The sequence below is a fragment of the Vibrio sp. Y29_XK_CS5 genome (assembly GCF_024181835.1).
Taxonomy (GTDB): domain Bacteria; phylum Pseudomonadota; class Gammaproteobacteria; order Enterobacterales; family Vibrionaceae; genus Vibrio; species Vibrio harveyi.
This window is the reverse complement of record NZ_JAMZAM010000001.1, coordinates 1,243,512-1,266,984: the sequence shown is the minus strand read 5'-3', so window position 1 is coordinate 1,266,984 and position 23,473 is coordinate 1,243,512. Positions and strand designations below refer to the sequence as shown.

Annotated in this window: 19 protein-coding genes, 1 tRNA gene and 1 pseudogene; 13 read left to right on the top strand and 8 right to left on the bottom strand. The window is 44.0% G+C overall.

The features are described 5' to 3' along the window. Positions 1–12 precede the first annotated feature (12 nt). From NL647_RS05660 to NL647_RS05650, 3 genes and pseudogenes are all read right to left on the bottom strand, one after another. Positions 13–1,680 (bottom strand): annotated as a pseudogene (locus NL647_RS05660) (response regulator). 58 nt (positions 1,681–1,738) lie between these two features. Then, on the bottom strand, positions 1,739–2,881 hold the full coding sequence (locus NL647_RS05655) for an EAL domain-containing protein (protein WP_045408925.1): 1,143 nt from the start codon (positions 2,879–2,881) through the stop codon (positions 1,739–1,741). After that, positions 2,882–6,484: a transporter substrate-binding domain-containing protein gene (locus NL647_RS05650; protein WP_367618290.1), complete on the bottom strand. Its 3,603-nt coding sequence runs from the start codon at positions 6,482–6,484 to the stop codon at positions 2,882–2,884. Positions 6,485–6,743: 259 nt separating this feature from the next. On the opposite strand from NL647_RS05650, the gene NL647_RS05645 reads away from it, so the two are divergent. From NL647_RS05645 to NL647_RS05620, 6 genes are all read left to right on the top strand, one after another. Next, positions 6,744–7,721: a cytochrome-c peroxidase gene (locus tag NL647_RS05645; protein ID WP_253649799.1), complete on the top strand. Its 978-nt coding sequence runs from the start codon at positions 6,744–6,746 to the stop codon at positions 7,719–7,721. Next, a complete protein-coding gene (locus NL647_RS05640) occupies positions 7,714–10,074 on the top strand; it encodes an ATP-binding protein (RefSeq protein WP_017190713.1) in 2,361 nt (786 codons plus the stop codon). Before NL647_RS05645 ends, NL647_RS05640 begins: the two co-directional genes overlap by 8 nt. A gap of 120 nt (positions 10,075–10,194) precedes the next feature. Then, positions 10,195–10,662 carry an OsmC family protein gene (locus NL647_RS05635; RefSeq protein WP_005452274.1) on the top strand — a complete coding sequence of 156 codons (468 nt, stop codon included), beginning with the start codon at positions 10,195–10,197 and terminating at the stop codon, positions 10,660–10,662. A gap of 495 nt (positions 10,663–11,157) precedes the next feature. Beyond that, positions 11,158–12,168: a DUF2804 domain-containing protein gene (locus tag NL647_RS05630; RefSeq protein WP_253649798.1), complete on the top strand. Its 1,011-nt coding sequence runs from the start codon at positions 11,158–11,160 to the stop codon at positions 12,166–12,168. 9 nt (positions 12,169–12,177) lie between these two features. Beyond that, entirely contained in the window at positions 12,178–13,035 is an 858-nt protein-coding gene (locus tag NL647_RS05625) for a sterol desaturase family protein (protein WP_005452272.1), read from the top strand. 103 nt (positions 13,036–13,138) lie between these two features. Beyond that, the gene (locus NL647_RS05620; protein WP_253649797.1) at positions 13,139–13,546 is read left to right on the top strand and encodes a hypothetical protein; all 408 of its coding nucleotides are present in this window, start codon (positions 13,139–13,141) and stop codon (positions 13,544–13,546) included. Positions 13,547–13,727: 181 nt separating this feature from the next. Here NL647_RS05620 and NL647_RS05615 read toward each other — a convergent pair. Then, positions 13,728–13,802 (bottom strand) — tRNA-Gly (locus tag NL647_RS05615). A 325-nt stretch (positions 13,803–14,127) separates the two neighbouring features. Here NL647_RS05615 and NL647_RS05610 point away from each other — a divergent pair. From NL647_RS05610 to NL647_RS05600, 3 genes are all read left to right on the top strand, one after another. Next, entirely contained in the window at positions 14,128–14,646 is a 519-nt protein-coding gene (locus NL647_RS05610; protein WP_005452270.1) for a DUF4136 domain-containing protein, read from the top strand. Between the two features lie 137 nt (positions 14,647–14,783). Then, a complete protein-coding gene (locus tag NL647_RS05605) occupies positions 14,784–15,191 on the top strand; it encodes a hypothetical protein (protein ID WP_222324628.1) in 408 nt (135 codons plus the stop codon). Between the two features lie 50 nt (positions 15,192–15,241). Continuing rightward, positions 15,242–15,919, top strand: coding sequence for a DedA family protein (locus tag NL647_RS05600; RefSeq protein WP_005435728.1), 678 nt, complete (start codon positions 15,242–15,244; stop codon positions 15,917–15,919). A gap of 85 nt (positions 15,920–16,004) precedes the next feature. On the opposite strand, the gene NL647_RS05595 is transcribed toward NL647_RS05600, so the two are convergent. From NL647_RS05595 to NL647_RS05585, 3 genes are all read right to left on the bottom strand, one after another. Then, complete coding sequence (locus tag NL647_RS05595) at positions 16,005–16,322, bottom strand: hypothetical protein (protein ID WP_005452266.1); 318 nt, start codon at positions 16,320–16,322, stop codon at positions 16,005–16,007. A 94-nt stretch (positions 16,323–16,416) separates the two neighbouring features. Continuing rightward, positions 16,417–16,824, bottom strand: a complete 408-nt coding sequence (locus tag NL647_RS05590) for a hypothetical protein (protein ID WP_050932161.1) — start codon at positions 16,822–16,824, stop codon at positions 16,417–16,419. 210 nt (positions 16,825–17,034) lie between these two features. After that, positions 17,035–17,676, bottom strand: coding sequence for a murein L,D-transpeptidase catalytic domain family protein (locus tag NL647_RS05585; RefSeq protein ID WP_005452264.1), 642 nt, complete (start codon positions 17,674–17,676; stop codon positions 17,035–17,037). Positions 17,677–18,250: 574 nt separating this feature from the next. Here NL647_RS05585 and NL647_RS05580 point away from each other — a divergent pair. The 4 genes from NL647_RS05580 (at position 18,251) to NL647_RS05565 (ending at position 20,952) form a co-directional block, all read left to right on the top strand. Further along, positions 18,251–18,688, top strand: a complete 438-nt coding sequence (locus NL647_RS05580; RefSeq protein WP_045490919.1) for an NUDIX hydrolase — start codon at positions 18,251–18,253, stop codon at positions 18,686–18,688. Positions 18,689–19,139: 451 nt separating this feature from the next. Next, on the top strand, positions 19,140–19,838 hold the full coding sequence (locus tag NL647_RS05575; protein ID WP_253649796.1) for an aspartate/glutamate racemase family protein: 699 nt from the start codon (positions 19,140–19,142) through the stop codon (positions 19,836–19,838). Positions 19,839–19,886: 48 nt separating this feature from the next. Then, on the top strand, positions 19,887–20,060 hold the full coding sequence (locus NL647_RS05570) for a hypothetical protein (RefSeq protein WP_009696122.1): 174 nt from the start codon (positions 19,887–19,889) through the stop codon (positions 20,058–20,060). Between the two features lie 136 nt (positions 20,061–20,196). Continuing rightward, positions 20,197–20,952: a 5'-methylthioadenosine/adenosylhomocysteine nucleosidase gene (locus tag NL647_RS05565; RefSeq protein ID WP_005452257.1), complete on the top strand. Its 756-nt coding sequence runs from the start codon at positions 20,197–20,199 to the stop codon at positions 20,950–20,952. Between the two features lie 94 nt (positions 20,953–21,046). Here NL647_RS05565 and NL647_RS05560 read toward each other — a convergent pair whose 3' ends face one another. Further along, complete coding sequence (locus NL647_RS05560; RefSeq protein WP_053050914.1) at positions 21,047–23,383, bottom strand: bifunctional diguanylate cyclase/phosphodiesterase; 2,337 nt, start codon at positions 23,381–23,383, stop codon at positions 21,047–21,049. Positions 23,384–23,473 lie beyond the last annotated feature (90 nt).

Below are 23,473 nucleotides of genomic sequence, written 5' to 3'. Positions count from 1 at the left end.
CCTTTTTACTGTCTAGTTTGCCAGTTCTGGTTGCGTAGGTGGGGTGTTCACCACAGACATCTGTTGACATCGATCTTGAGCCAGAAAAAGAAACTTGTCGTAGCCGCTTTTCTCAAGCTCTTCACTAGAAACCAATTGCTTCACAATGTTATCGCAGCGCTTAATTAGCAGTTCGACTTCCAATGACGACTTGTTGCTCGGGAAAGCACGCGTTAGCACTTTGATGATGTTAATACACACCGTTCTCAGCAACGGGCAACGTGCTTGAAGCTCAATTAAGGCATCGATCAAAGCTTGGTAATCTTGCTCAGCTGCACGAATCTTCTTGTACTGTTCTTGCATCTAAGCTTGGCGCTCCGCGTTGTCGGTTTCTAAAGAGCGACCGAGGGCAATTTTACTCGATAGAATGGTATCGCTTGAGTCGGTTTGTAGGTTTTCAAAACACCAAGTGATGGCTTGAGAAAACTCAGATTCGAAGTTCATCTCATGCAATAACCAAGCGAGGTGAAATTGTGCATAAAAGTGAGCGAAAGGTTTACGGCGATACAAATCGCTGAGTACTTTAAATGCGGCAACGTACTGATTTTCTTCAATGGCGATATGCGCGGCAATCAAATCGAGTTCATCTTTTATTGCCTTGTTTTCTGGTCCATTGGTGATGGATTTAAACAGGTTTTTTGCCTGAGCTAGCAAATCCTCGCGACCTTCTAATTTTCGCACGCAGTAAAGCAAATTGCGGATCAAATTTAGCTTAGAGAAGGTGTTGTTGCGATAGGTATCTTTGTTGATCTCCATGTAAGCGTGATAGTGCTGCAATGCTGAGTGGTAATCGTGCTCTGCAAGGCACAAGTTTACAATCACCAGTTCACGTTCTGAATTTCCTTCAACCAAGCTGTTTGCTAGCTCCAAGTGTTTGATAGCTAGCGGCACTTCGCGGTTCAGCATATTGAAGTTCGCGGCACATTCACGTACTTCTACGTTGTTCGGAGACTCTTCTAGCAGAGTACGCACTAGGCGTTGTGCTTCGTCGTTTTCCCCCAGAGAAACCAATGTGTTCGCCAAGCCGATTTTTGCCCAGTTAACGCCTTTGCGCTCGATAACTTGTTCGTAGACGATTTTGGCTTCGTGATGCAACTTTAGGCGCGTTAAGAAATCAGCGCGGAACTTCTCAATGATGAAAAAATACTCGGGATGAAAAGGCATCAGCTCTTCACATGCTTCTAAACCGGCGTGAGAGTCGTTGTTGAGTTCTGCTTGATAGATAGCCTGCAACACGTTCTTGCGTTTCACCGCTGCTGAGATGCGTTCTCGCAACGTAATGGAATTAAAAGGCTTGAGTAGGTACTCGTCTGGTTTTAGCTCGATAATAGCGCGTACGATGGTCGCAGAGCTTTCACCGGTCACTAGAATAAACACCGTGTCATGGTTGAGTAATTTGAGATGTTTTAGTTCTTCAAACAGCTGCTTGCCATTCATACCTCGACCGAAGTTATAGTCACAAATGATTAGATCGATACGCTCTTGGTGAGCAATGGAAACCGCCCCCTTGGCTAAGCGAGCGGTGAAGATGCGTTTGTCAGAAAAGCCAAGCTTGGTCAGCATGTTACGTAATGTCAGTACCACGATAGGTGCATCGTCGACGATTAACACATTGTACTGTGAGAAAGATTTGGTATTCATTTCAAAGAGACTCATCATATGAACCATGTGACCGCGAATGAACAGCCACTGGCTAGAATTAGATCAAAGCTTCCAACTGCTCAAAGGGAATAGGGCGACAGCGAACAAATCCTTGGTACAGTTCCACACCAAGTTCGCGCAAATAACTTAACGTTTCAGTGTCTTCCACACCCTCTGCCACTGACTTAAGCCCCAAAGACTTAGCTAGATGTAGGCTCGATATGGTGATCTGCTGGCTTTTGAAGTTCGTCAACGCATCTTTGATGAACTGGCGGTCAATTTTCAACTCGGTGTATGGCAGTGTCGCCAGTTGACTGAGTGATGAGTAACCCGTACCAAAATCGTCAATCGCTAAGCCAACGCCTGTTAAACGTAAGTTAGCGAGATTCGCCAAGGACGTGACGCTGCAGTCGTATACTTCGTCCTCGGTGAGTTCAAGCGTGATGCGTTCAGGTGCGATTTGGTATTGATCGCACAACGCAAACAAGCGAGCACTCATAGGTTGCTTGAGTGTTTTTTGATTCATGTTTACCGATAAATTGATATTTACCTTCAGTTGAGACATGTCTTGCAGCGCGTTCTCTAATACAATCCAGAACAGCTTATCTAACTCGTTACGAGCCTGAATCTCAGTAATAAACTGTGCGGGTGCAATAATGCCGTGTTGTGGATGTCGACAACGCACCAATGCTTCGACGCCGATCAGGCGGTTATCTTTCGCGGAGTATTGAGGTTGGTAATAGTTGAGAAACCAACCTTGCTCAAAAGCAGTGCTAATTTCATCCCTACCCATCAAAATGGGCAAGGACACCACTTGTTCTTCCAATGTGTATTGTTTGAACTCATTAAAGATCTGATTCAACTGCTGATGAGAGATCGGCTTAGTTAACGCTCGAACAAAGCCATAACCCGCAGACAAACACATGTTGTAAGTGATTTCGACCACATCTTGGCTCATTGCACTTAAAATCACGACACCTTTAGGGCGAGCGCTTTCTGCTAGGTTGGACAACAGGTTCACCCCGTTAATGTCTGGCAAATCAATATCGCAGAACATCAGATCGACAGGGTGAGTCTCGCAAATGGTCGTGACTTCAGCACCTCGATGGACGATAGTAATCGTGCCCTCAAACAGACGATTGAGCAAAATCTTAAGATTAGTTGCTTGTAATCGATCGTCTTCAACAATCAAAATATTCAATTAATTGCTCTCACTCATTTTCAGCCACTGTTGTGTGGTACTGACTATGGTTTCTAATTCGTTAATAAGCGCGGTGCGAGCCTGAGTTTCTTGCTCACTGCCTACTGAAGACTCACATTGCATTGCCACATATCCAAGCTGGACTAAGTTGAGGGCGGCGGCTGATCCTTTGATGCGGTGCGCGATGGACTTGAGGCTTTCTTCTCCAGACTGAATCAACGCAATATCGTTGCTCAAAGCCTCACAAATCACCTGTGCCATTTCGAGCTTTTCTTCGTAGCTGTAGTCTTCAAGCCAGTCTTCTTGGCGTTCACTGTTAAACGCTCTCGATAAGTATTGCTCGCATAAGGCTTGTAGATCGCCCAAGTTATATGGCTTAAACAGTACTGTTTCCATGCCATTGTGTTCCGCTTTTTCAATCACATTACGTGAGTTTTCTGCGGTACACGCTACAACGGGAATAGAGGCAAACTTACTATCTGCTTTGAGTGCCTTAGTCAGTTGGTAGCCGTCCATATCAGGCATGTGGCAGTCAGTAATCACCAAACTAAAAGAGGTGATCGTATTGTCGCTTTGCGCTTGTTCTAACACCTCAATGGCTTCGATGCCACTGGCTGCAAGCTGGCAATTAACCCCCAGCTTTTCAAACTGACGCTTAAATAGCAGTCGATTGATAGCATCATCATCGACGACTAACACACGACCATCCCAATGATACGCTTCTGTTAGTTCCAAAGGGCTTTGCGTGGTCGTATTACGGTTCAATTTCTGCAAAATCAAATCGGGATACACATTAGAGTAATGCGGATCTACCTCGACAACATGATGCTTGCTCCCAAATTCATCTAGCGTGACTTGCCATGTATTCAGCCAACGCTGGACTTGGTTGCTTTCTGTATAAACCGGAACCAAAGCAGTCAAATCAAGCGGTTGACTGGTCATCGGAAGTTGCACCTTGATGGTTGTGCCTTGCTCTTTTTGGCTTTCAACCTTAATGCTGCCCTCCATGATGTCGACCAAGCTTTTGACGATAGACATACCAAGCCCAGTTCCCCCAAAGCGGCGACTGATACTTTTATCCCCTTGGACAAAAGGTTGGAAAAGAGCAGCCAATTGCGCCGTGCTCATGCCGCACCCGGTGTCTTGTACACTAAATTCAAGCTGATTTTTGCTGACATGGACGCTCACAATGACTTTACCGTGTTCGGTGAACTTAACGGCATTGCTCAATAAGTTATTGATGATCTGGTTGACTCGCAACCAATCAAGAACCACCAACGCATGCGGCGTCGGAGTCCAGTTCAACTCAAACGCTAACGATTTTTGCTCTATGGCTTTCTCAAAGCTTCTTAGTGTTGAACCAAGCTCTTGATAAACATTGCCTGCATGAACATCCAACTGAAGCTGGTTCGCATCAATCTTCGAAAAATCTAGAATGTCGTTGACGTGCAGCTGTAATCGCTCTGCAGATTGCATTGCGCTTTTCAGCAGCTCTTTGCTTTCTGAACGTTCTAAATCTTGTTCTAACAACTCCATTAAGCCCAACATTGCAGCGATTGGAGTGCGGAGTTCGTGACTAACCACGGCTAGAAAATGCTCGCGAGCCTCGATCGCTTGCATTGCCTTTAAGTTGGATGCTTTCAGTGCGGTTTCTTTCTGTTTAAGTTCACTGATGTCATCAAACACCGTCATACAATATTGAGCCCCTTCTTCCGGGTGGAGTAGGGTCTGCTTACGAACGCGGTAGTGTTTGTCTCCCAAAGAGCATAAAGACGTTTCTGAGCTTTCTGAATCTGTGTTTACGCACTCTCGGGTCAACTTGAGCACTTGCTCTCGTTCATCATCTGGAATGCTCTTATCGACATTGCAGCGCGAAAGCATGTTAATAAACGGCTTGTTTGCCAGAATCTGCTTGTTATTGTCATCCGATATCAGAATTTTATTGGGCAGTTGATCCAGTACGGACGACAACCACTTGTTTTGTTTTTGGCGAATCTGAGTTTCGTATTCTTTGCGTTTGATGGTTCGAGTCAGATGTCCGGTTCTAACGATGTAAATCAGTACTGCAACCAACAAAAGGCAGACGCCGCCCAACGCCCAAATGACGACGGTTTCTTTGTCGACACCGTATTGAACCGTTACTTTATTGTGGCGATCCATTAACTGTTTTAGTTCAGCGTCGGTCGTGATCTTAAGTACCGTGTTTAGTACTCTGCGCAGAAACTCCGAGTCTTTTCTTAACTCCATACCCAATTTGATTTTCAACGGCATATCGTTGGGTGGTGTCGCTGGCTTAAACTTCACCCCTTGACCACCGTAGTAATGATTGTCAATCAGGCTTTGGTTGACGAATGCGTGAGAAATGTCGCCGTCTTCAAACGCTTTCATCAAACAGTCAAATTCTCTATAGACCGCAGCAAACTCATATTCTGGATGCTCGAGAAAATGAGGGTAGAAGTTCCCTGAACGATCCAGAATCGCGACGGATTTCTTCGCTCGTTCGTTGAGTGACTCAATAAAACCATATTGAAGGAACCCAAGTGTGCGAGTGGTAATAAAGCGCTTTTTATCTGTTAGGTTGATGTTTCTTGCAGGCAGCAAATCGACCATCTTTTCTTGAAGCATCAAATCCACATCACGTCCATTCGTTGGCACGTATTCGAATTTGATCATGCTCTTTTGTTCCATAAGCTTTAATAAGTCATGGACATAGCCTTTTAGCTCACCTGTTTCTCGGTCGAGGTAAGACAATGGGTATACGTTATCTTGAATCGTATAACGAACTGTTTTGTGCCCTTGTTGCTGCTTCAAAATATCCAACATCAACTCGTTGTGAAGAATGTTGATGTTGGCTTCAATGTGTAAACGACTATGTTTAGACTCTTTCGAGTGCTTAATGTACTTGTCGATGATGCTCATTAGCTTTGGTGAGTTCTTGCCAGTAAACACCGTGACCTCTCCCGGTTTAAGAGATCGGTTGTAAACCACCTTACCAACAAGTTCACCATTCGGATTTTTAAAGCCGTAAGAACTCAGTGTAGAGAGACCCACGACAGCAGCATCAGCAGCGCCACTGTTGAGTGATGCTGTCATCATTAAGTTGTTCTTAACAGCATGAACGTGTTTGAACCCCAGAGCGTGAACTTGGTCGCACGCGCTGGAATCTTTAACACAAACCCATTTCAGCTCATCAAGAGGTTTGTCTGCGAGGCTGTCATCTCGAAGCCATATCAGTCTTAGCGTATTGAAAATAGGTTGAGAATACAGAAAGCGTTGCGCACGTTTTTGAGTTGCAACAAAGCCGACGGTTAAGTCGATTTCGCCGTTTTCCAAGCCATCAAATAAAGTGTTGAGGCTTTTATATGGCACGTACTCAGCACCAACATGCAAGTCGTGCAGCATGGATTCCGCGTATTCGATGTTGATGCCTTCTTTTGATGCTAGGTCTCCCCAATAGGGTAGCCAGTCACCTTCGAGAACACCGACTTTTAGTGATTCTTTGTTGTTTAGAAACTCTCTCTCTTCAAAGCTCAGAAAGTCTTGAGCAAAGGCGTTGAATGAAAGAGTAGTCAGTAATGCGGTGATGAAAGCGAAAAGTTTCACTAGGTTCAAATTTCCAGCCAAGGACGGAATCCAAAAAAGGGGGCGGAATCGTATAGCTTTTCGCCACTTTCCGCCAATCAAGGATGTTTGTCCTGTCGACAAGTTCCGCTTGATATTAAAGAGGGGGATTTGTGCAAACTTGCGCACGATTAATCAATAAGTTATGGGAGGGTGCTCAATATCCATACGGGCAGTAATGGAAAAAAAGTCAAAAGCAACTAAGTTCATATTAAGAGGTTAGGTAGGGATACCCAGAACTATGAACAAAAGGCTTACCACAAAAGGGTTATATGGCTGTTTGATGATAGGTTTTAGCGCTTCGGTTATTGCTGGTGCAACGCATTATGACGAGGTGAATTTTCAGTTGGTGCAACCAATTGATGGCGAACCTAAGATCGACATGGATCTAGCTCGAGTCGGTTGGCACTTGTTCCGAGACCCAAACTTATCTTCCAACGGGACAATCAGTTGTGAAACTTGCCATGATCTTTCAACTAACGGTGCAGAACCAACCGCGGTTTCTACTGGCGTGAATGGTGTCGGCAACCGTAACTCGATTACTGTTTTTAATGCGGCTTTAAATTATCGTTTTCTTTGGGATGGCACGGCGAACTCTTTGATGGCTCAAATCGATGGTCCGGTGCAAAACCCGTTAGAGATGGATTCTAATTGGGAAGAGATAGAAAAATATGTTCAGACCAACCCGTCATATCAGGCGCTTTTTAAGCAAGCGGATAACCGAAGTATTGATGTGAACAACATTAAGCGTGCAATTGTGGAGTTTGTTAAAGGGCTCCAGACACCAAGTTCCCCATTTGATGCTTATTTGCTTGGTGAGACAGATGCTATGAATGAACAGGCAATACGAGGCTGGGAGACTTTTCAGCAAGTGGGTTGTGTTCAATGTCATCAAGGACGAAATATTGGCGGGGCGATGATTCAACGGTTTGGCTATTTTCAAGTACCTGATGACAACCTCGACACAGGACGGCATTTAAGAACCTCTGATGGAGAAGACAAGTTCTACTTTCGAGTGGCAAGCTTACGGAATGTAGGACAAACCAGCCCTTACTTTCACAATGGGCAAATTGATAAGTTATCGGATGCCATACAAATCATGTCGCAGACTCAATTGGGTGTAACGATGAGCGACGATCACGTGGCAGATATCGAAGCCTTCCTTAAGACCTTGAGCGCCCCACGACCTGCAATTTTGGAGGTGTTTGAAAATGAATAAATTCCGTTTAGTGAACGCCGCCTTATTCGTCGTTATTGCCGTAATGGCGGTGTTAGCGTGCATGAGCCATGTGAATTCAAAAAATACTCAAGGGTTGCACGCATCGCTTTCTGAAATTGGTCACCATTTGATAGAAGCCCGAGACAGAGTCGTCAATCGCTATTCAATGGAAGAGAGAAAAACGTACGAAATTACCGAAAGTTTGGTTGAGCTTGAACTTGCCGCCGAGAATCTATGTACGGTTTTCAAACAGTCAATTTGGTTTGAATTTACGCCTACGAAAAATCGTGTAAAAAATATCGTAGCTCAATTTGATGGTAAGGTTCGCGATGCGACGCAAACCCTGGACATGTTAATTGGTGTTCAAGTTGCAAACCAGTATGAGTCACTCACTCTACACAATATTTATCAACGTCAGTTTGCGGCGCAAAATGATGACTCTTGGTTAGAGAAGCACTATTTTAACTTTCTAACCAATGCCGCATTACAAGGCGATAATCCTCAAAGTCAAAACATCTCATTGTTCTTGAATCGACTGCGCCAAAGTGAGCGAAAGATAGAGTTGCTTACTAACAAGATTTTAGAAAGCCATTATTTTGAGTTTGTTGAGTATTCTGAACATCAGCTACTTGAGATCGCACAGCGTGAAGCTCGACTCACATGGGTGTTTGTTCTTTTGTCCATCATCTTATTGGTAACCGTATTTGTGCTGCAAACTCAACATCGTGTGAATAAGCTCAAACATCTCAATGACGAATTAACTGAAGCGACAGAAAAGGCGGAACGTGCGGCAAAAGCCAAGTCACAATTCTTAGCAACCATGAGCCATGAGTTAAGAACGCCAATGAATGGTGTATTGGGCATTTCGCAAATCATCGCCAGCGAAACTCAAGAAAAGACAACCAAAGAGCATGTAAAAGTGATCTTGGACTCTGGTCAGCACCTCATGACGATTCTCAATGACATTTTGGACTTTTCTAAAGTTGAAGAGAACAAGTTGGAACTAGAAGCCGCACCATTCAATTTACCTCAAGTGCTAACCCCAGTTTGTAGTGCGATTCAGCCTTTAATCGAAGAGAAAAACATTCAGCTTTACGTCGAGAACGAAGTGCCAGAAAACATCGAGTTTAACGGTGACTGCGCGCGTATTCGACAGATCTTGTTCAATCTCGCAGGCAATGCCGTGAAGTTTACGGGTGATGGGCATGTATTGATCCGCGCTGAGCTTGATGAACAAAGAAAACGTCTTCTCCTCTCGGTGAACGACACTGGTATTGGTATTCCGGAAGATAAACAAGGTCGCATTTTTAACTCGTTCGAACAGGCTGATACCTCTACCACGCGTAAGTTTGGAGGTACAGGGCTTGGTCTCGCGATTGTCAAAAAGCTCACTGAATTGATGAGTGGAGAGATTAAGCTCAAGAGTGTTGAGAGCATTGGGACTCAGTTCTTAGTGGATCTCCCTATCCCTTGGGTAGAGAAAGAACAGCCGGCAATGCCAAACACCAAAGCTGAGCAACAGCAGGAGAATAAACGCAATCTGCACATTCTCCTTGCCGAAGACAACCGTGTGAATGCGATTGTAGCGAAAGGTTTCTGTGAAAAGTTAGGGCATACGGTCGAGATTGCTGAGAATGGTTTGATTGCGACTAAGAAAGCACAAGAGAACCAATATGACTTGATACTGATGGACAATCACATGCCGGAGATGAATGGGGTTGAGGCGACGCGATTTATCCGAGAGAAGCTTGGTGTGAAGACCTTATTGTTTGCTTACACCGCCGATGTGTTTAGAGAAGCGCACGACAACTTTATCGACGCGGGTGCTGACCATGTACTGACCAAACCATTGCAGCGAGAGAGCTTTGCTGATGCGCTCAAGCAGTTTGCCTCTCGTTTACCTGTGCAAAATGACGTATCGGATCAAGCTGAAAACGTGGTTGAGTTACATCGTGAACCAATTGAGAGGCTGAGACTGACAGAAGAAGAGCTGACTCATTCTGAGACGGTAGAAATGCTCAAAGAGGAGCCTGATGCACTGTTAGATCTGCTTGAAAGCATAGTGAATGATTTCGAAAAATCGGTTGATGAGTTGATTGAGTATTTCATGGCAGAAGACTTATCGTCACTTTACAGCACCTTGCACACCGCTAAAGGGATGGCGTTGAATCTTGGGTTAGACACACTGGCGAATCAGGCGCTAGAAATCGAAACTCAAGTTAAGAACAAGCAGATTCCTGATATTGAACAACTGCAAAAGTTGATCAACCGACTGCAAGTTAATATTCATCAAGGGCAGCGCTTGATTGATCGTTGCCGAAAGCAACAAACAGATTCAAACCAAGTGATTTGATCGCTCTATACCCGCATTTTCTGCCTTGTGAGTGGGAGTAAGCCCTAGGTTGTGGTCTACTTAGCTCTCTTTTGAAATCATCTCCTTTTGGAGTGCGCAACGACAGGGCAGGGAATTGCAATGAGTCAACATACCGCAGTGATTAAATGGCAACGTCAAACCGACGAAATTTTCAGTGATAATCAATACAGCCGAGCGCACGTTTGGCAGTTTGATGGTGGGCTTTGTGTTCCTGCTTCGCCATCTCCTCATGTTGTTCCATTGCCTTTATCTGTAGCTGAGAATGTGGACCCAGAAGAAGCGTTTATTGCGGCACTTTCAAGCTGTCATATGCTGGTCTTTCTCTCTATTGCTGCTAAACGCCGTTATGTGATCGACTCTTACGTAGATGAAGCGGTGGGCGAACTTACAACGGGAGAAAATGGTAAAGAGTGGGTTTCAAAAGTGACACTTAGACCAAACATTGTCTTTTCAGGAGACAAACAGCCGACACGTGAACAGTTAGAAAAAATGCATCATATGGCACATGAAAACTGCTTTATCGCTAACTCTGTAAAGACCGACGTCGTGACAGAGTTATTGGATTAGGAGAATGAGCCATTAAAAGCGTTAGTGAGGTGAAGCTTTCATAATCTTGCTTGTTGTGTAACCTAAGTTATACCCAAGTGACTTCAAGATGCAGGATTCAGAGTGTTGTCATTGATTCGAGAGCAAGGAAAACAACGCAGTGTAATAGCCAGCTCTTTCCAAGTTGTTTGACGCAGCAATCGGGTCAATGACACGCTCCCAAAGGGCGAGCTGCCTTGGCTTGTATACTTTGTTGCCGATTCTTGATTTAGACCCACTAAACCTTTAAATCGCCGCCGCGTCTACAAACCAAGTCAGTCTCGCTGAACCTAGCATCTCGAGGTTACTTGGGTATAAAGCTCTAATTAACCGTTTAATAGTTTGAATATGGGTGACTGGTTTCACATTTTGGTTCATTTTAAGTCGGTATGTGAATCAATGTTGTGCAGTGGCGCAAACTGTTTGTTGTTAAATTAATGTTAATATCGAATGGTGTGTCATTGATTAATAGCGAGCATGGATGTGCAAACGCCTTTGAATCCCTTTATTCAAGCGAATGGATTACCTCAATTTGGTCATTTAGCATCGGTTCCCGAATCGCTTCAGTTGGATGCGTTTCAGTATCTTAATGAGATGGACCAGCCTGCATCGAGTTGGCGTAAGCGATTCGACTATAAGCAGTTCCAGTTCGTCTCGATCGTGACAGAGAAATACATCATTGGTGTCGCGATTGCTGATATTCGTTATTTGGCGTCTGGCTTTTGCTATGTGTTTGATATCGAAACTCATGAACTTGTCGAGCAGCAGTGGCTAAAGCCGCTCAACATGGGCTATCAAACACAACCTTCTAGTTGGAACAGCCAAGCCTATCTCGCTAGTGACACCATCCAGTTCAACATTGAAAATGGACTCTGGCATATACAGCTTTCAACAGACCTTATTCAAGCTGACTTAAGGTTAACGCCTGAGCCAGAAAGTTTGCCTTTGATGCTCTGCACGCCAACAGCATATTCGGGCTGGACTTACACTCAAAAACACAACGCACTCGCTGTTCAAGGTGAAATGAGCGTGAAAGGGCAGCCACAAGATCTCACCAATGCAGTCGCTGGGTATGATTTCTCTGCTGGTTACATGCGCAGAGAGACCAGTTGGCGATGGGCGAGCATCAATCACCAAAGGAAAGGCAAACGGATAGGACTGAACCTTGCGGCTGGTGTGAATGAAACTGGGTACTGTGAAAACGTCATATGGATTGATGGCGAACGCCACTTGATGCCGCCTGTACAGTTCGAGTTTTCTCGCATGCATCAAGAAGCGTCATGGCGAATTACCTCACAAGACAAGCGCATCGACTTGATCTTCAAGCCTAAAAATCAACGATCAGAGAAAAAGAACTTCTGGTTTTTGAAGAGTAACTTTCGTCAGTTTGTCGGTTACTTTTCTGGTTATTTGATTGATGACAATGGCATTAAACACGAACTCGATGAGGTGATGGGACTCACCGAAGATCATTACGCGAAATGGTAGGAACGGACTATGGAATGGTCACAGATTACAGAGCATCCTGATTTATTGTTGATGTTGCTCGCACCAATATTCTTTCTTTGTATTGCGGCAGAATATTGGTTTGGGCAACGTGGTGGTCGATTACCTGAGAGTGCGCGATATTACTTGCCAGAAGTCGTGTGTAACTTTGTATTGGCTGGGCTTCATCAAGCGACAGATATCTTAACAGGACTGCTGATCGCTAAACTGTATTTGTGGTGGTTTGGTTGGCGCTTGTTTGATATCGAGATGACGGTTTCTACCTTCCTGTTACTCATGGTCTTGCAAGATTTCTTCTATTATTGGTTCCACCGAGCAAGCCATCGTATCCGTTGGATGTGGGCAGCGCACGTGGTGCACCACAGTTCAGAGCGTATGAACTTCAGTACCGCATTTCGCCAAAGCCTGATGTACCCACTAGCGGGTATGTGGTTATTCTGGTTGCCACTGGTCATTATTGGATTTGATCCTAAATGGGTGGTGTTTGTTGTACTGCTCAATCTTGGTCTGCAATTCTTTGTTCATACTCAGTCGATTCGGTCCCTTGGCCCTTTGGAGTGGGTCTTCAATACACCATCCCATCACCGAGTTCATCATGGTGTGAATCGTCAATACATTGATAAAAATTACGCTGGTGTATTGATTATCTGGGATCGCATGTTCGGGACGTTCGAGCCTGAAGTAGAAACCGTCCGTTATGGCATCTCAAAGCCCGTTAACAGCTTTAATCCTATTACCGTGACGTTTGCAGAATGGAAAGACATGTTCAAAGAGGTGACCCGTCCTAATTTGTCTTGGCGTCAGCGCTGGCGGTGCTTGTTTGCTCCGCCGTCCGATACAATTGAGTAACTGTTCTGAATGATTAACTAAACGCCATACTATTAATGCTTGACAGTGTTCGGTGATGTTGTTTTAATGCGTACGGTGTTTCGTAATCTTTAAGGAACGGACGATGACATTTAATCGAGTTTTCTCAATTGTAACGATGACCGCCGCTATGCTCAGCTCTGGGTACGCATACGCAGCACCTGCTTTTAGTGCAGATCAGTTGTGTAAAGCAGGGTTGGCACTGGCTATTGATAAGCAGCCTCGCGGGATTAAATCAGTGGGAACATCGGGTCAACGTATTTTGCTGGCTTTGAAAAATGGCAAAAACGATTGGGATTACCGCTGCACGGTGAATCGTCAGAATCGTACGTTAAAGATTGATGCTAGGGACTTGAAGCGAAATGATAAATATCTCGCTCAAGCCATACGTTATCGCATCAATGAAGGGAAGCGATTGGTTGAGGTCACCATGAAGAAACGCGCTGGTGGCGGGCTGAAAAACGACACGTTCACGACACTTCAGTTGGATTAACCCCAAAGATATGGGGAACACAATAACGAAGACGCGCCCCTGCACTCTGCAGGGGCTTTTTTATGCCTGCAGTTAGAGGTAGCAAATACAGAGATCGATTACAGCCACAGCATGATAGCAATGAAGTACGAGTTTAAAGGGTATTTTAGGGAACTGATAAAAAGTTAGCTTAGGGAAAGCTTGGAGCGGGCAGCGGGAATCGAACCCGCATCATCAGCTTGGAAGGCTGAGGTAATAGCCATTATACGATGCCCGCGCATCGATAGGACTCATTCAATATGCCAGATTGAGTGCAAAAGAAAAGTCTTTTTTGCTCAATAAGTTGCTTAGTGAGTAAATAAATACCGATTCGTTCAAAAAACGCACAGCACTGTTGGCAATATGTCGCTCTGAATACGATTTCACTCTCTTTCTCAACCAGTGTTTTACTCTGTTCTTAGTCTCTATTACGTCTTGAATTTGAACACTTGGCATTCATGGTCAAGACTAAATGTTGAAATGATTCAATATTTTCTCAGGTTCGTAAGATTGAATACCACAACTTGCCGAGAGACCGGCGCGATAGAGAGAGGAGAAAGAGTATGTGGAAAGGTTTATTGGCAACATTGTTTGCTATCTCGGTGGTTGCTTGTACCACGGTAACCACTGATGTTGACAAGCAAGCGGATTTCTCATCCTACAAGACGTTTGATTTTGGTGAACAATCAGATACCCCAACCAGTTTGGATGCTCGTCGCATTGAGCAAGGGTTAGCAGCTCAACTGGAATCAAAAGGAATGTCGCGCGTGAAAAGCGGCGGTGATCTGTATGTGCACCACGACATTATCAAAGAATCGGAGATCGTATCTTCTGGTTCAAGTTTTAGTGTCGGTTACGGTTGGAACAGTTTTGGTGTGGTGACGTCCAGTCCTGAGCGTTACAAGGAGAAGAAGTACGGCAAATTGGTCGTTGAGCTTGTCGATACTAAAGCCAATCAAGTGGTGTGGAAGGGGGTTTCTAGCCGTAAGCTCACCGAGTCAATGAGTACTGAAAAGCGCGAAGAGTTGATCTCGGAAGAAGTCACGAAAATGTTTGAAAACTACCCTTATGGTAAAGAGTAAATTGAAGGTTAAATCACCGCCTAATCGCGCCAACAATCATTTGCAAAACGCTCTTTTTATTATCGATTAAGAATTTGAATTGCAAATTTGCACGCACGGAGTTACAACAGCGTATCGTTGTGGTTTAGGTGAATTCTGTGCGTGCTTACTTAGTCTCTGTATTAGGACTCTTTGTTGCGCTGATGGCTTTTGGGTTGAGTCAGGCTTCACCGTCACCAAAAATCTCCTACGCCGTCAGTTACACCTCTTCATTGATCGATGGTGAGGCGCATCTAGAGAAAGCACCGTTTTCTCCTTCACGCAAAGTCGCTGCGAGTTTATTCAGCCGCAATGCACTCCGCGTAAACCATTCCAATACGTCGCCAGATTCGGATGATTTCGATGTGCTGCCTGCACGTTGGCTAAATGACGTGCAGGATTTCAACAAACGCGAGTTTACTGACGTAGCGTTGCCTGTCATTCAAATTTTTTATTCGCACTCCAAATATCGGCTGGGAGCAGGGCAAGAGTCCAACCTGATCTATCGCTTTATTCATGCGCGGTAATTCCTATTCATTAATTTTCGAAATTTGATTGTGATGTTTAGGAGTTTGTTATGTTTGATTCAATTACGCAGGTGCTGTTTGCTTTGTGGCACCAGGATTTTACTGCACTGATGGCACCAGGTAGTGCAGGACTTATCTACTTTGTTGTGGGTGCGCTTATTTTTCTTGAGAGTGGTTTTATTCCTGCGGCGCCTTTCCCTTGTGACAGTGTTGTTGTGCTTTCTGGCACTTTAGCGGCGGTGGGTGTATTGGACCCAGTGATGATCATGTTAGTGATCGTGGTGAGTGCGGCAATGGGAAGCTGGGCTGCTTACCTACAAGGCAAATGGTTAAACCGTTTACCAAAGGTGCAGGGTTGGGTAAATGCAGTTCCTGCAAAACGCTTGGAGCAAGTTGACATGTTACTTGGTAAGCATGGCTTGATTGCATTGTTTTGTGCGCGCTTTATTCCGGTTGTGCGTTCTTTGCTGCCTTTAATGATGGGTTTGCGCGTTAATCGCGTGAGTAAGTTCCATTACTTCGCATGGTTGAGTGCGATTCTATGGACGCTGCTGCTGTGTGGTTTAGGCTTATTATTGCCTCTACTGCCAGAGAAGCTTAACAAGATTGTGACCATGGGATTGATGGCTGCACCGGTGATTACTCTGACCATTGCCATTATGAGCTTTGTATTGGTGAAGGTGCGTAAGGCTTGGAGTAAATCGAAAACCACGCCGCAATTGCCATAGTCGTATAAACCTGAAGCTCGAAAAGCAAAAAAGGCGCGATGACCGCGCCTTTTTGGTTCTCTACGTAAATTGAAATGAGCTGGAATCAGTAACCATTGTTATAAAGGTATTCGCCTGCTTCTTTGCACTCAGTTTTGTAGAGCTGTTCCATCTTGGTTTCATCCATGCCTTTTGCTTTGAATTCGGTCTCTGCCGAAGAAAGCTGGCTGAATGTGTACCCACGTTCTGCCATTAAGTAATGACGAAACATTGCACGGTGTTCAGGAACCGCAGTTCGGGCGTTAGAAGCATTGGCACACTCCATCAGAGCGCTGTTGCTCATTTCTTCTGGTTTTGCTGCGTGCGTAGTTGTTGTGAATAAAGTAATAAGCGCCAAAGTGGCAATAGTCGCGATTTTTTTCATAATCAGGATCTCGAGTTAATTCGGTGTTCAGATGAGATCATCCATGGCTGGTACTGACGGTTTCCATATTGTGTCAGTACAGTCAATGTGCGAGCTAAGCGTCGCGACTGTGTGCAAACACGTACAGTAAATTGGCTTGCTTCCATCTAGCTAGATGATACGAGCGACGGTATGCAAATACATCGGCAGCATCGGGTAATGGCGTTGCTTTGAGCGCTATGTCCAACAGTGATGGAGACAAAAACGCGACTAACAGGTGATAGTCGGGCGTTATATTTAGTGGTAAATCACCATCGTTACCGGATGTACGGCGACAAGGGAGTAAACCAAGCAAATCACGTTTTAGGTGACGAAAGTAACCGTCTGGACTCCAAGAGTCGCGAGTATTCCATGCACGATAAGGCGCTTTTATTGCGTGATAATCGTATTGAGTGAGCTTATAAAGCTTTTCTGAATGCGTGTATTGGAATTCTGAGGATGGCTGATTTTGCGCTGCAAGCATTTGCCCTGAGAACAGGGAGAGTGACAACAAAAGCAAAAGGCGAAATACGTGAACCAAAACTAACCCTAAAACACTATGGAATCGATATTCGTTTGCTGCCTGAAGGTGGCGCTTGCGTATACTAACGACTTGCTGAAAGGATGAACAGTTTTTTGTCGCATTAAAAAAGGGAGCGTATCAGCTCCCTTTTCAACATTAGGTCAAGAAACCTTAAGCGCTAGCGTAGATAACACTGCCACCTTTAATGGTGTCGATGATTTCTCGTGATAGCTTCTGTGGCAGAGCGGGGCAACCCCAACTGCGACCAAGATAACCATTCTTCTTAATAAAAGAAGGATTTGCGTAGTCTGCACCATGAACCACAATGTAACGCTCTCGTGCTTTATCGTTAACGCCGGATGTCAGTCCATCCAAGCGAAGTGAATAACCGTTAGAACCATAGTATGTGGTATCGGTTAAGAATGTTCCTAGAGAAGTTTTACGAGAGTTCACAACATTAGAAAACTTCGTTGCGGTCTTCTTGCCGCTGTTTACGCCGTGAGAGACATAAGTATTAAAAATGAGCTTCTTCTTGTCCAAATCGACCACATAAAAGCGTTTTTCAGTAGATGGTTTACTGTAATCGATGATAGTCAAAAGTGGCTTTTTGCGGTCTGAGGTTTTCTTATAAGCTAAGAACGCATCATTGAATAAACTGAAGTCAATGACGCCTTCCAACTTAGCTTCTTTATATGTCTTTTCAACAAGTTGTTTAGTGGCTTTCGTTTCTGTCGCTTTGCCTGAATGATGAGCAAAGGCAAAAGGAGAAACTGCCAGCGATGTCCATATCAATAATAAAAATAGCTTTTTCATTTGTACTAAATAAAACTCTTGGTGCAACAAATTTAGCGATTGCTTCGTGCAGTCGTTAATACAGCATGTTCATCAATTTAACTCTATTCCCAATGTTGCTTATTATGCTTAGTGACACCTATTACTCAAATATTTTTAGTATTTGGTAAAGACTATCCAACTAACTTACTGAATTTAATCAATATTGAGAGGTTAATTGATGACTTTAAAAATCTTCAGAACAAATACTAGCCGATTTGGCTAATTAATAAAACTGTGTTTACCAATATTTACTGAGATGGATACTCAATAAAACATCGTTTAATTATACTTTTAATAAAAATATTGTTTGAATTCAATGAACTTATTTCTAACTGGTCATTCGGCGAAAAGTTTTTAGACTGTGATCCTAGTCGTAACAAATCATGACTGAATAAAGGTGAATGTATTGATAGCTACTATGGGTTGCGGAGCATATTCAACCAAACGGCCAGCTAGATTGTTGTATATCGTCAACTTATCCGTGTTCACTGTTCACATCATCCAAACTTTTTATGTTAGCGTGCTATAAAACTGTTAGCAGAAGGCATTGAAGATGGAAGTTTATGAGTGTGTCTCATTTATCCTAGTTAAGGATGATGAAGTGTTATTAGAAACAAGATCGAAGGACAAGGACTCTGACCCAGGTATGATCGCGATACCCGGTGGGCACATGGAACAAGGCGAAAGTCAGTCCATGACATTGCTGAGAGAATTAGACGAGGAGCTAAACATCAGACCGCAAAGGTGCGGGTATTTGTGTTCTTTATATCACCCAACCACCGAACTTCAATTGCTTCATTATTATGTAGTTACTGATTGGGTGGGAGATATTCAGAGCCTAGAAGCAGAATCTGTCAATTGGTACCCAATAATAAATGCGCCTGTTGCTACAGAAGTGGACCGCATAGCTTTAAGTGAATATCAAAGATTAAAGCATGTATTAAAATCGGTATTTAATGATGACTTCTCAATAAATAATGTTTGTGGATAATCATAATATTTTTAATTAATGATTAAATGACGAGTACATTTGAAATAAAGTTTTTCTGATAAATAGTTTAAATGAATTGTATACCCAAGTGATTTCAAGATGCAGGATTCTGAGCGTTGTCATTGATTCGAGTTCAAGGAAAACAACACCGCGTAATAGCCAGCTCTTTCCAAGTTGTTTGACGCAGCCATTAGTTTAATTAAAAAAGCGGGGCAATGACACGCTCCCGAAGGGCGAGTTGTCTTGGCTTGTATACTTTGTTGCCGATTCTTGATTTAGAGTGACTAGATCTTTAAATCGTCGCCGCGTCTACAAACCAAGTCATTCTCGCTGAACCTAGCATCTCGAGGTTACTTGGGTATAAAACATTGATCAAAAATAAACTTTTCTCTCAGTAAGTTATGCTAGTTTCTGTAAAAGTTGAACAAAAGCTAAATATACAAGGAAGAAAATGAAAACGATAGGTCTGATTGGTGGCATGTCATGGGAGTCTACCGCAAACTATTACCAAATTATTAACCGAGAAGTGAAAGCGCGCTTAGGTGGTTTGCATTCAGGTAAAGTCTGCTTGTACAGCGTCGATTTCGCCGAAATTGAAACGCTGCAACACCAAGGTCGTTGGGATGATACTGCAATCATTCTCGCGCAGGCAGCAAAATCAGTGGAAGCGGGCGGTGCAGATTTTATTTTGATTTGTACAAACACGATGCACAAAGTCGCAGACCAAATTCAGCAGGCTGTTAATGTACCGCTTGTTCATATTGCCGATGCGACCGCAGAGCAGTTGGTTGCGGATGGCATTAAGAAGGTTGGTTTACTTGGCACGCGTTTTACCATGGAACAAGACTTCTATAAGCAGCGACTTATCGATAAATTTGGTGTTGATGTCGTCGTACCCAGTTCAGATGACCAGACGATTGTTCATGACGTTATCTACAACGAATTGTGTAAAGGCGAAGTGCGTGATGATTCGCGCCAACACTACCTTACGATTATTGAGAAACTCGTGGAACAAGGGGCTGAAGCAGTCATTCTGGGTTGTACTGAAATCGCGATGTTAGTTGAACCTCAGCACACTGACGTCAAGCTTTATGACACAACTGAAATCCACGCGAAAGCAGCGGTAGAAAAAGCCCTCGACTCAAAGTGAGACTTCGCTTAACAGGCTTAATCAGAACAACGAACTCAAGGAAGAGTGATGAACTATCGATGCGGGCAATGCCGCCAGTTTACTCGTCAAAAAGGTAGCGCAGATATTTGCGGTGCATGGGGGCATCCCACTGATGCAAAACGTCCAGCGTGTGACTATTTTATGCCAACCGTTAGCGCAAAAGAGCGTGTCGCTTCTTCAATGAAAACCAAAAATGGCTAAGTCTTTCTCATTAATTGAGAATTTCTTAGCCAATCAGTATGCATTGATCAATGCAAACGATTGCTCGGTTTGGGATGTGTTGTATAATCTGCGTCGCGTCACACTTTGGTGACACGTATTACATTTCAGGACTCCCATGTTGAAGAAATCTCTTGCTCTCATGCTTGCTGCGTACTCACTTCCTTCCGTTGCAGGTTCTACCATCGGTATCGTTGGTGCGATGGATGTTGAAGTTGAAGCGCTATTACCAAAAATCCAAAATCAACAAGTAAAGAAAATCGGTAGCCATCGCTTTTATATGGGTGAGTTAGAGGGAAAAACGGTCGTTGTGACTCAATCGGGTGTTGGTAAAGTCAATGCAGCGATGACGACAACCCTTCTGATTGAATCTTTCGGTGTTGACCAACTTATTTTCACAGGTATTGCGGGCGCAAGTGATCCGAAATTGGATCCGCTAGACGTGGTCGTCTCTACGCGTTTGGTGCAACACGATGTGGACCTAACCGCATTTAACATGCCGAAAGGCTTGCTGCCTGATTATGAAGAGCGTTACTTCTACGCCGATAAAACACTGCAAAAGTATGCATTCGATGCTGCCGTTGACACTCTTGGGAAAGAGAGTGTTTATCGAGGCATTATCGCATCAGGTGACCAGTTCATTGCGAGCAAAGTGAAGGTAACCGGCATTTACCAAGAATACAACGCGATGGCGGTAGAAATGGAAGGCGCAGCGCTAGGTCAAGTCGCAGACGCTTTCAATGTACCTTACGTAGTGATTCGCACGATCTCTGATAAAGCGGATGGCTCAGCAGATGTTGTTTACTCAGACTTGAAGAAGGCAACTGCAGACAATTCTGCAAACATTACTCTGAATATGCTGAAACGCATGTAATTGAAAATAGGTTCGGCAAACTTTTGCAAGCCGTAATAAGACGAAAAAGCAGCACTTAGAATGCTGCTTTTTTCTTGAAGATTCGCTTCACCCACTAAGCGATGTGCGTGCTCTTGAACGGCTGATCGTTTGCAGATTTCCACCAATGATCGAGTTGCTCTTTGTTCATTGGCTTACCAAACAAATAGCCCTGCATAAAGTCGCAGCGGTAAGAAGAAAGCCACTCGTGCATCACGTTATGCTCAATGCCCTCAGCCGTAACGGTCTTATTCTGTGCATGACACAGTTCTATAATTGGTTTGATGACATGCCCATTATCGGTGTTCATCAGGGTTAACAAAAACTCTCGGTCAAATTTGATTTTCTGTACCGGGTACTGCACTAATTGCGTCAAAGAAGTATAACCAGAACCAAAGTCGTCTATTGCCAGTTTATAACCTAGTTTCGATAGCTCATCGAGTAGGGCTGTACCTTGTTTATCAGACGCAAAAGTTTCGGTAATTTCTAGCTCAATACAATGCGCAGGAACACCATTTTGTGATGCTTTATCATGGATGAATTCCGCCATAGACAGTGAGTTCAGTTCTGCAGACGATAAGTTGATGGACAAAATAATGTCTTTCCCAAAGATATTTTTGAGCTGGTGGTATTCCGCCATGGCATTCGCGAATACCCAGCGGTCAATCTTTTCGAACAAACCGGTTTGTTCAGCAATAGGAATGAACTCTTTTGGTGGTACTGAACCGATCCCTTCAGCTTCCCAACGTAATAGGACTTCCAAGCCTTCTATCTCGTTGGCATTACTGTTCATGTATGGTTGGAAAACAAGATGAAACTCTTCTTCAACGTTAGCTTTGCGCAATGCGCGTTCAATTTGGCTACGACGTTGAGCCTCGATATTGAGTGCTGCAGAATAGTAAGCGTATTGGTTTTTACCAGCACGCTTAGCTTGGTACATTGCTGCGTCTGCACTCGATAAGAGCTTGGCGATATCACCACCGTCTGTTGGGTATTGAGCGATACCCACGCTGGCTGTTACTGGAAATGAGTTTTTCGCTGACTGAGTTAAGTTGTTAATTGGCTTTAGCAACTCCGCGGCAAACAGATCGGGTATGTCGCTATTCTCTTGATTAGAACTGAGTAAGATTGCGAACTCATCACCGGACAAACGCGCACCGAAAGATGGGCTATTGTATTGTTGAGTGAACTTCTGACACGCATTTTTGATGTGTCTGGAGAAGACTTGCAGCAACTTATCGCCCAGTTCGTGACCGTATTTGTCGTTGACGTATTTGAAGTTATCTAGGTCAATATAAATTACCCAAAGCTGATCTGAAGGATCCGCCAGTTCACGGCTTGCAAGTTCATGGAAGCGATGACGATTAGCAAGTTGAGTTAAGTGGTCGGTTTCTGCCAAACGCTTGGTCTTGTGGTAGACGTTGTTCAGCTCTTCATACATATCAAAGAAGCGAGAAGAAAGGCGTCCAATCTCGTCATCAGTGTCTAGTTTTTCAATGTTAGCACGCTTGTTGGACTCAATTTCTCTAAGCTGTTTGTCTAAGTGGGATACCGGGCTAAGTACGTAACGATACAGCACCAAGACAATTAATGTGATGGTACAAAACGAGGCAATGCCAAACGACAATGCCAGTTCTAGCCAGACCTTATCGACCTTATTCCACATCAGATATTCTGCTGGCGATAAAATGGCATAGAAATGGGGTAGAAGTTCAATCGTCTGGGCGAGGGGAATATCTAAGATAATCGGCTTGTCAGAAAAGGTAATCACGCTGTGCGTATCAAATTCGATCTCATGTTTGATGTCATTGAACGCTTCGAGTGACACAGACACGATAACAAAGAAAACGTTTTGTGGGTCAAAGCTTAACGGGGGTTCTCCGGTACGTTTATCAAACAACTCATATTGCAATAGAATGCTTTGCCCGCTGCTGTTGTAAATAAAACCGGTATGGCTGACATCCCCATTGGCTTTATAGCTTTTGTCGACATACTCAAGGATCTTAGGGTCCACTCGACCATTTGATTCGTAATATTGATTTTCGGTGTAGTAGAGAAGGTCTTGTCTACCATCGAGGATCGCCATGTTGGCATCCCCTCGGTACCCGTGGCTGAGCACCTCTATGGTTTCATCTAAACGTTTGAACAGTTGCCTCTCACGATAGCGGTTATCATGATTTACAAAATAATCTTGCAGTACCTCGCTTTTACCCAAGGTATAGGCATAACTGTTGAGAAAAATGTTGGCTTGGCGAAACTGTCCAGCGAGCTTTTCCATTTGCAGCTGGATATAGCTGTCTTCCCTTTTGATTAGCGTGACTTTTTGAATGCTATAGATGATGTAACTCGACACCAGTGCGCTAATTAGAATGACAGGGGCGACAAGCAAAACGACTCTGTTGCTTAATTTCATGTATTTCTTACTTTCCGTTTGTGTCCCTACAAACGCTTCTAACCTGAGAGTATTACCTATTGGTGCCTACCTGAGGTATCGAACGGATGA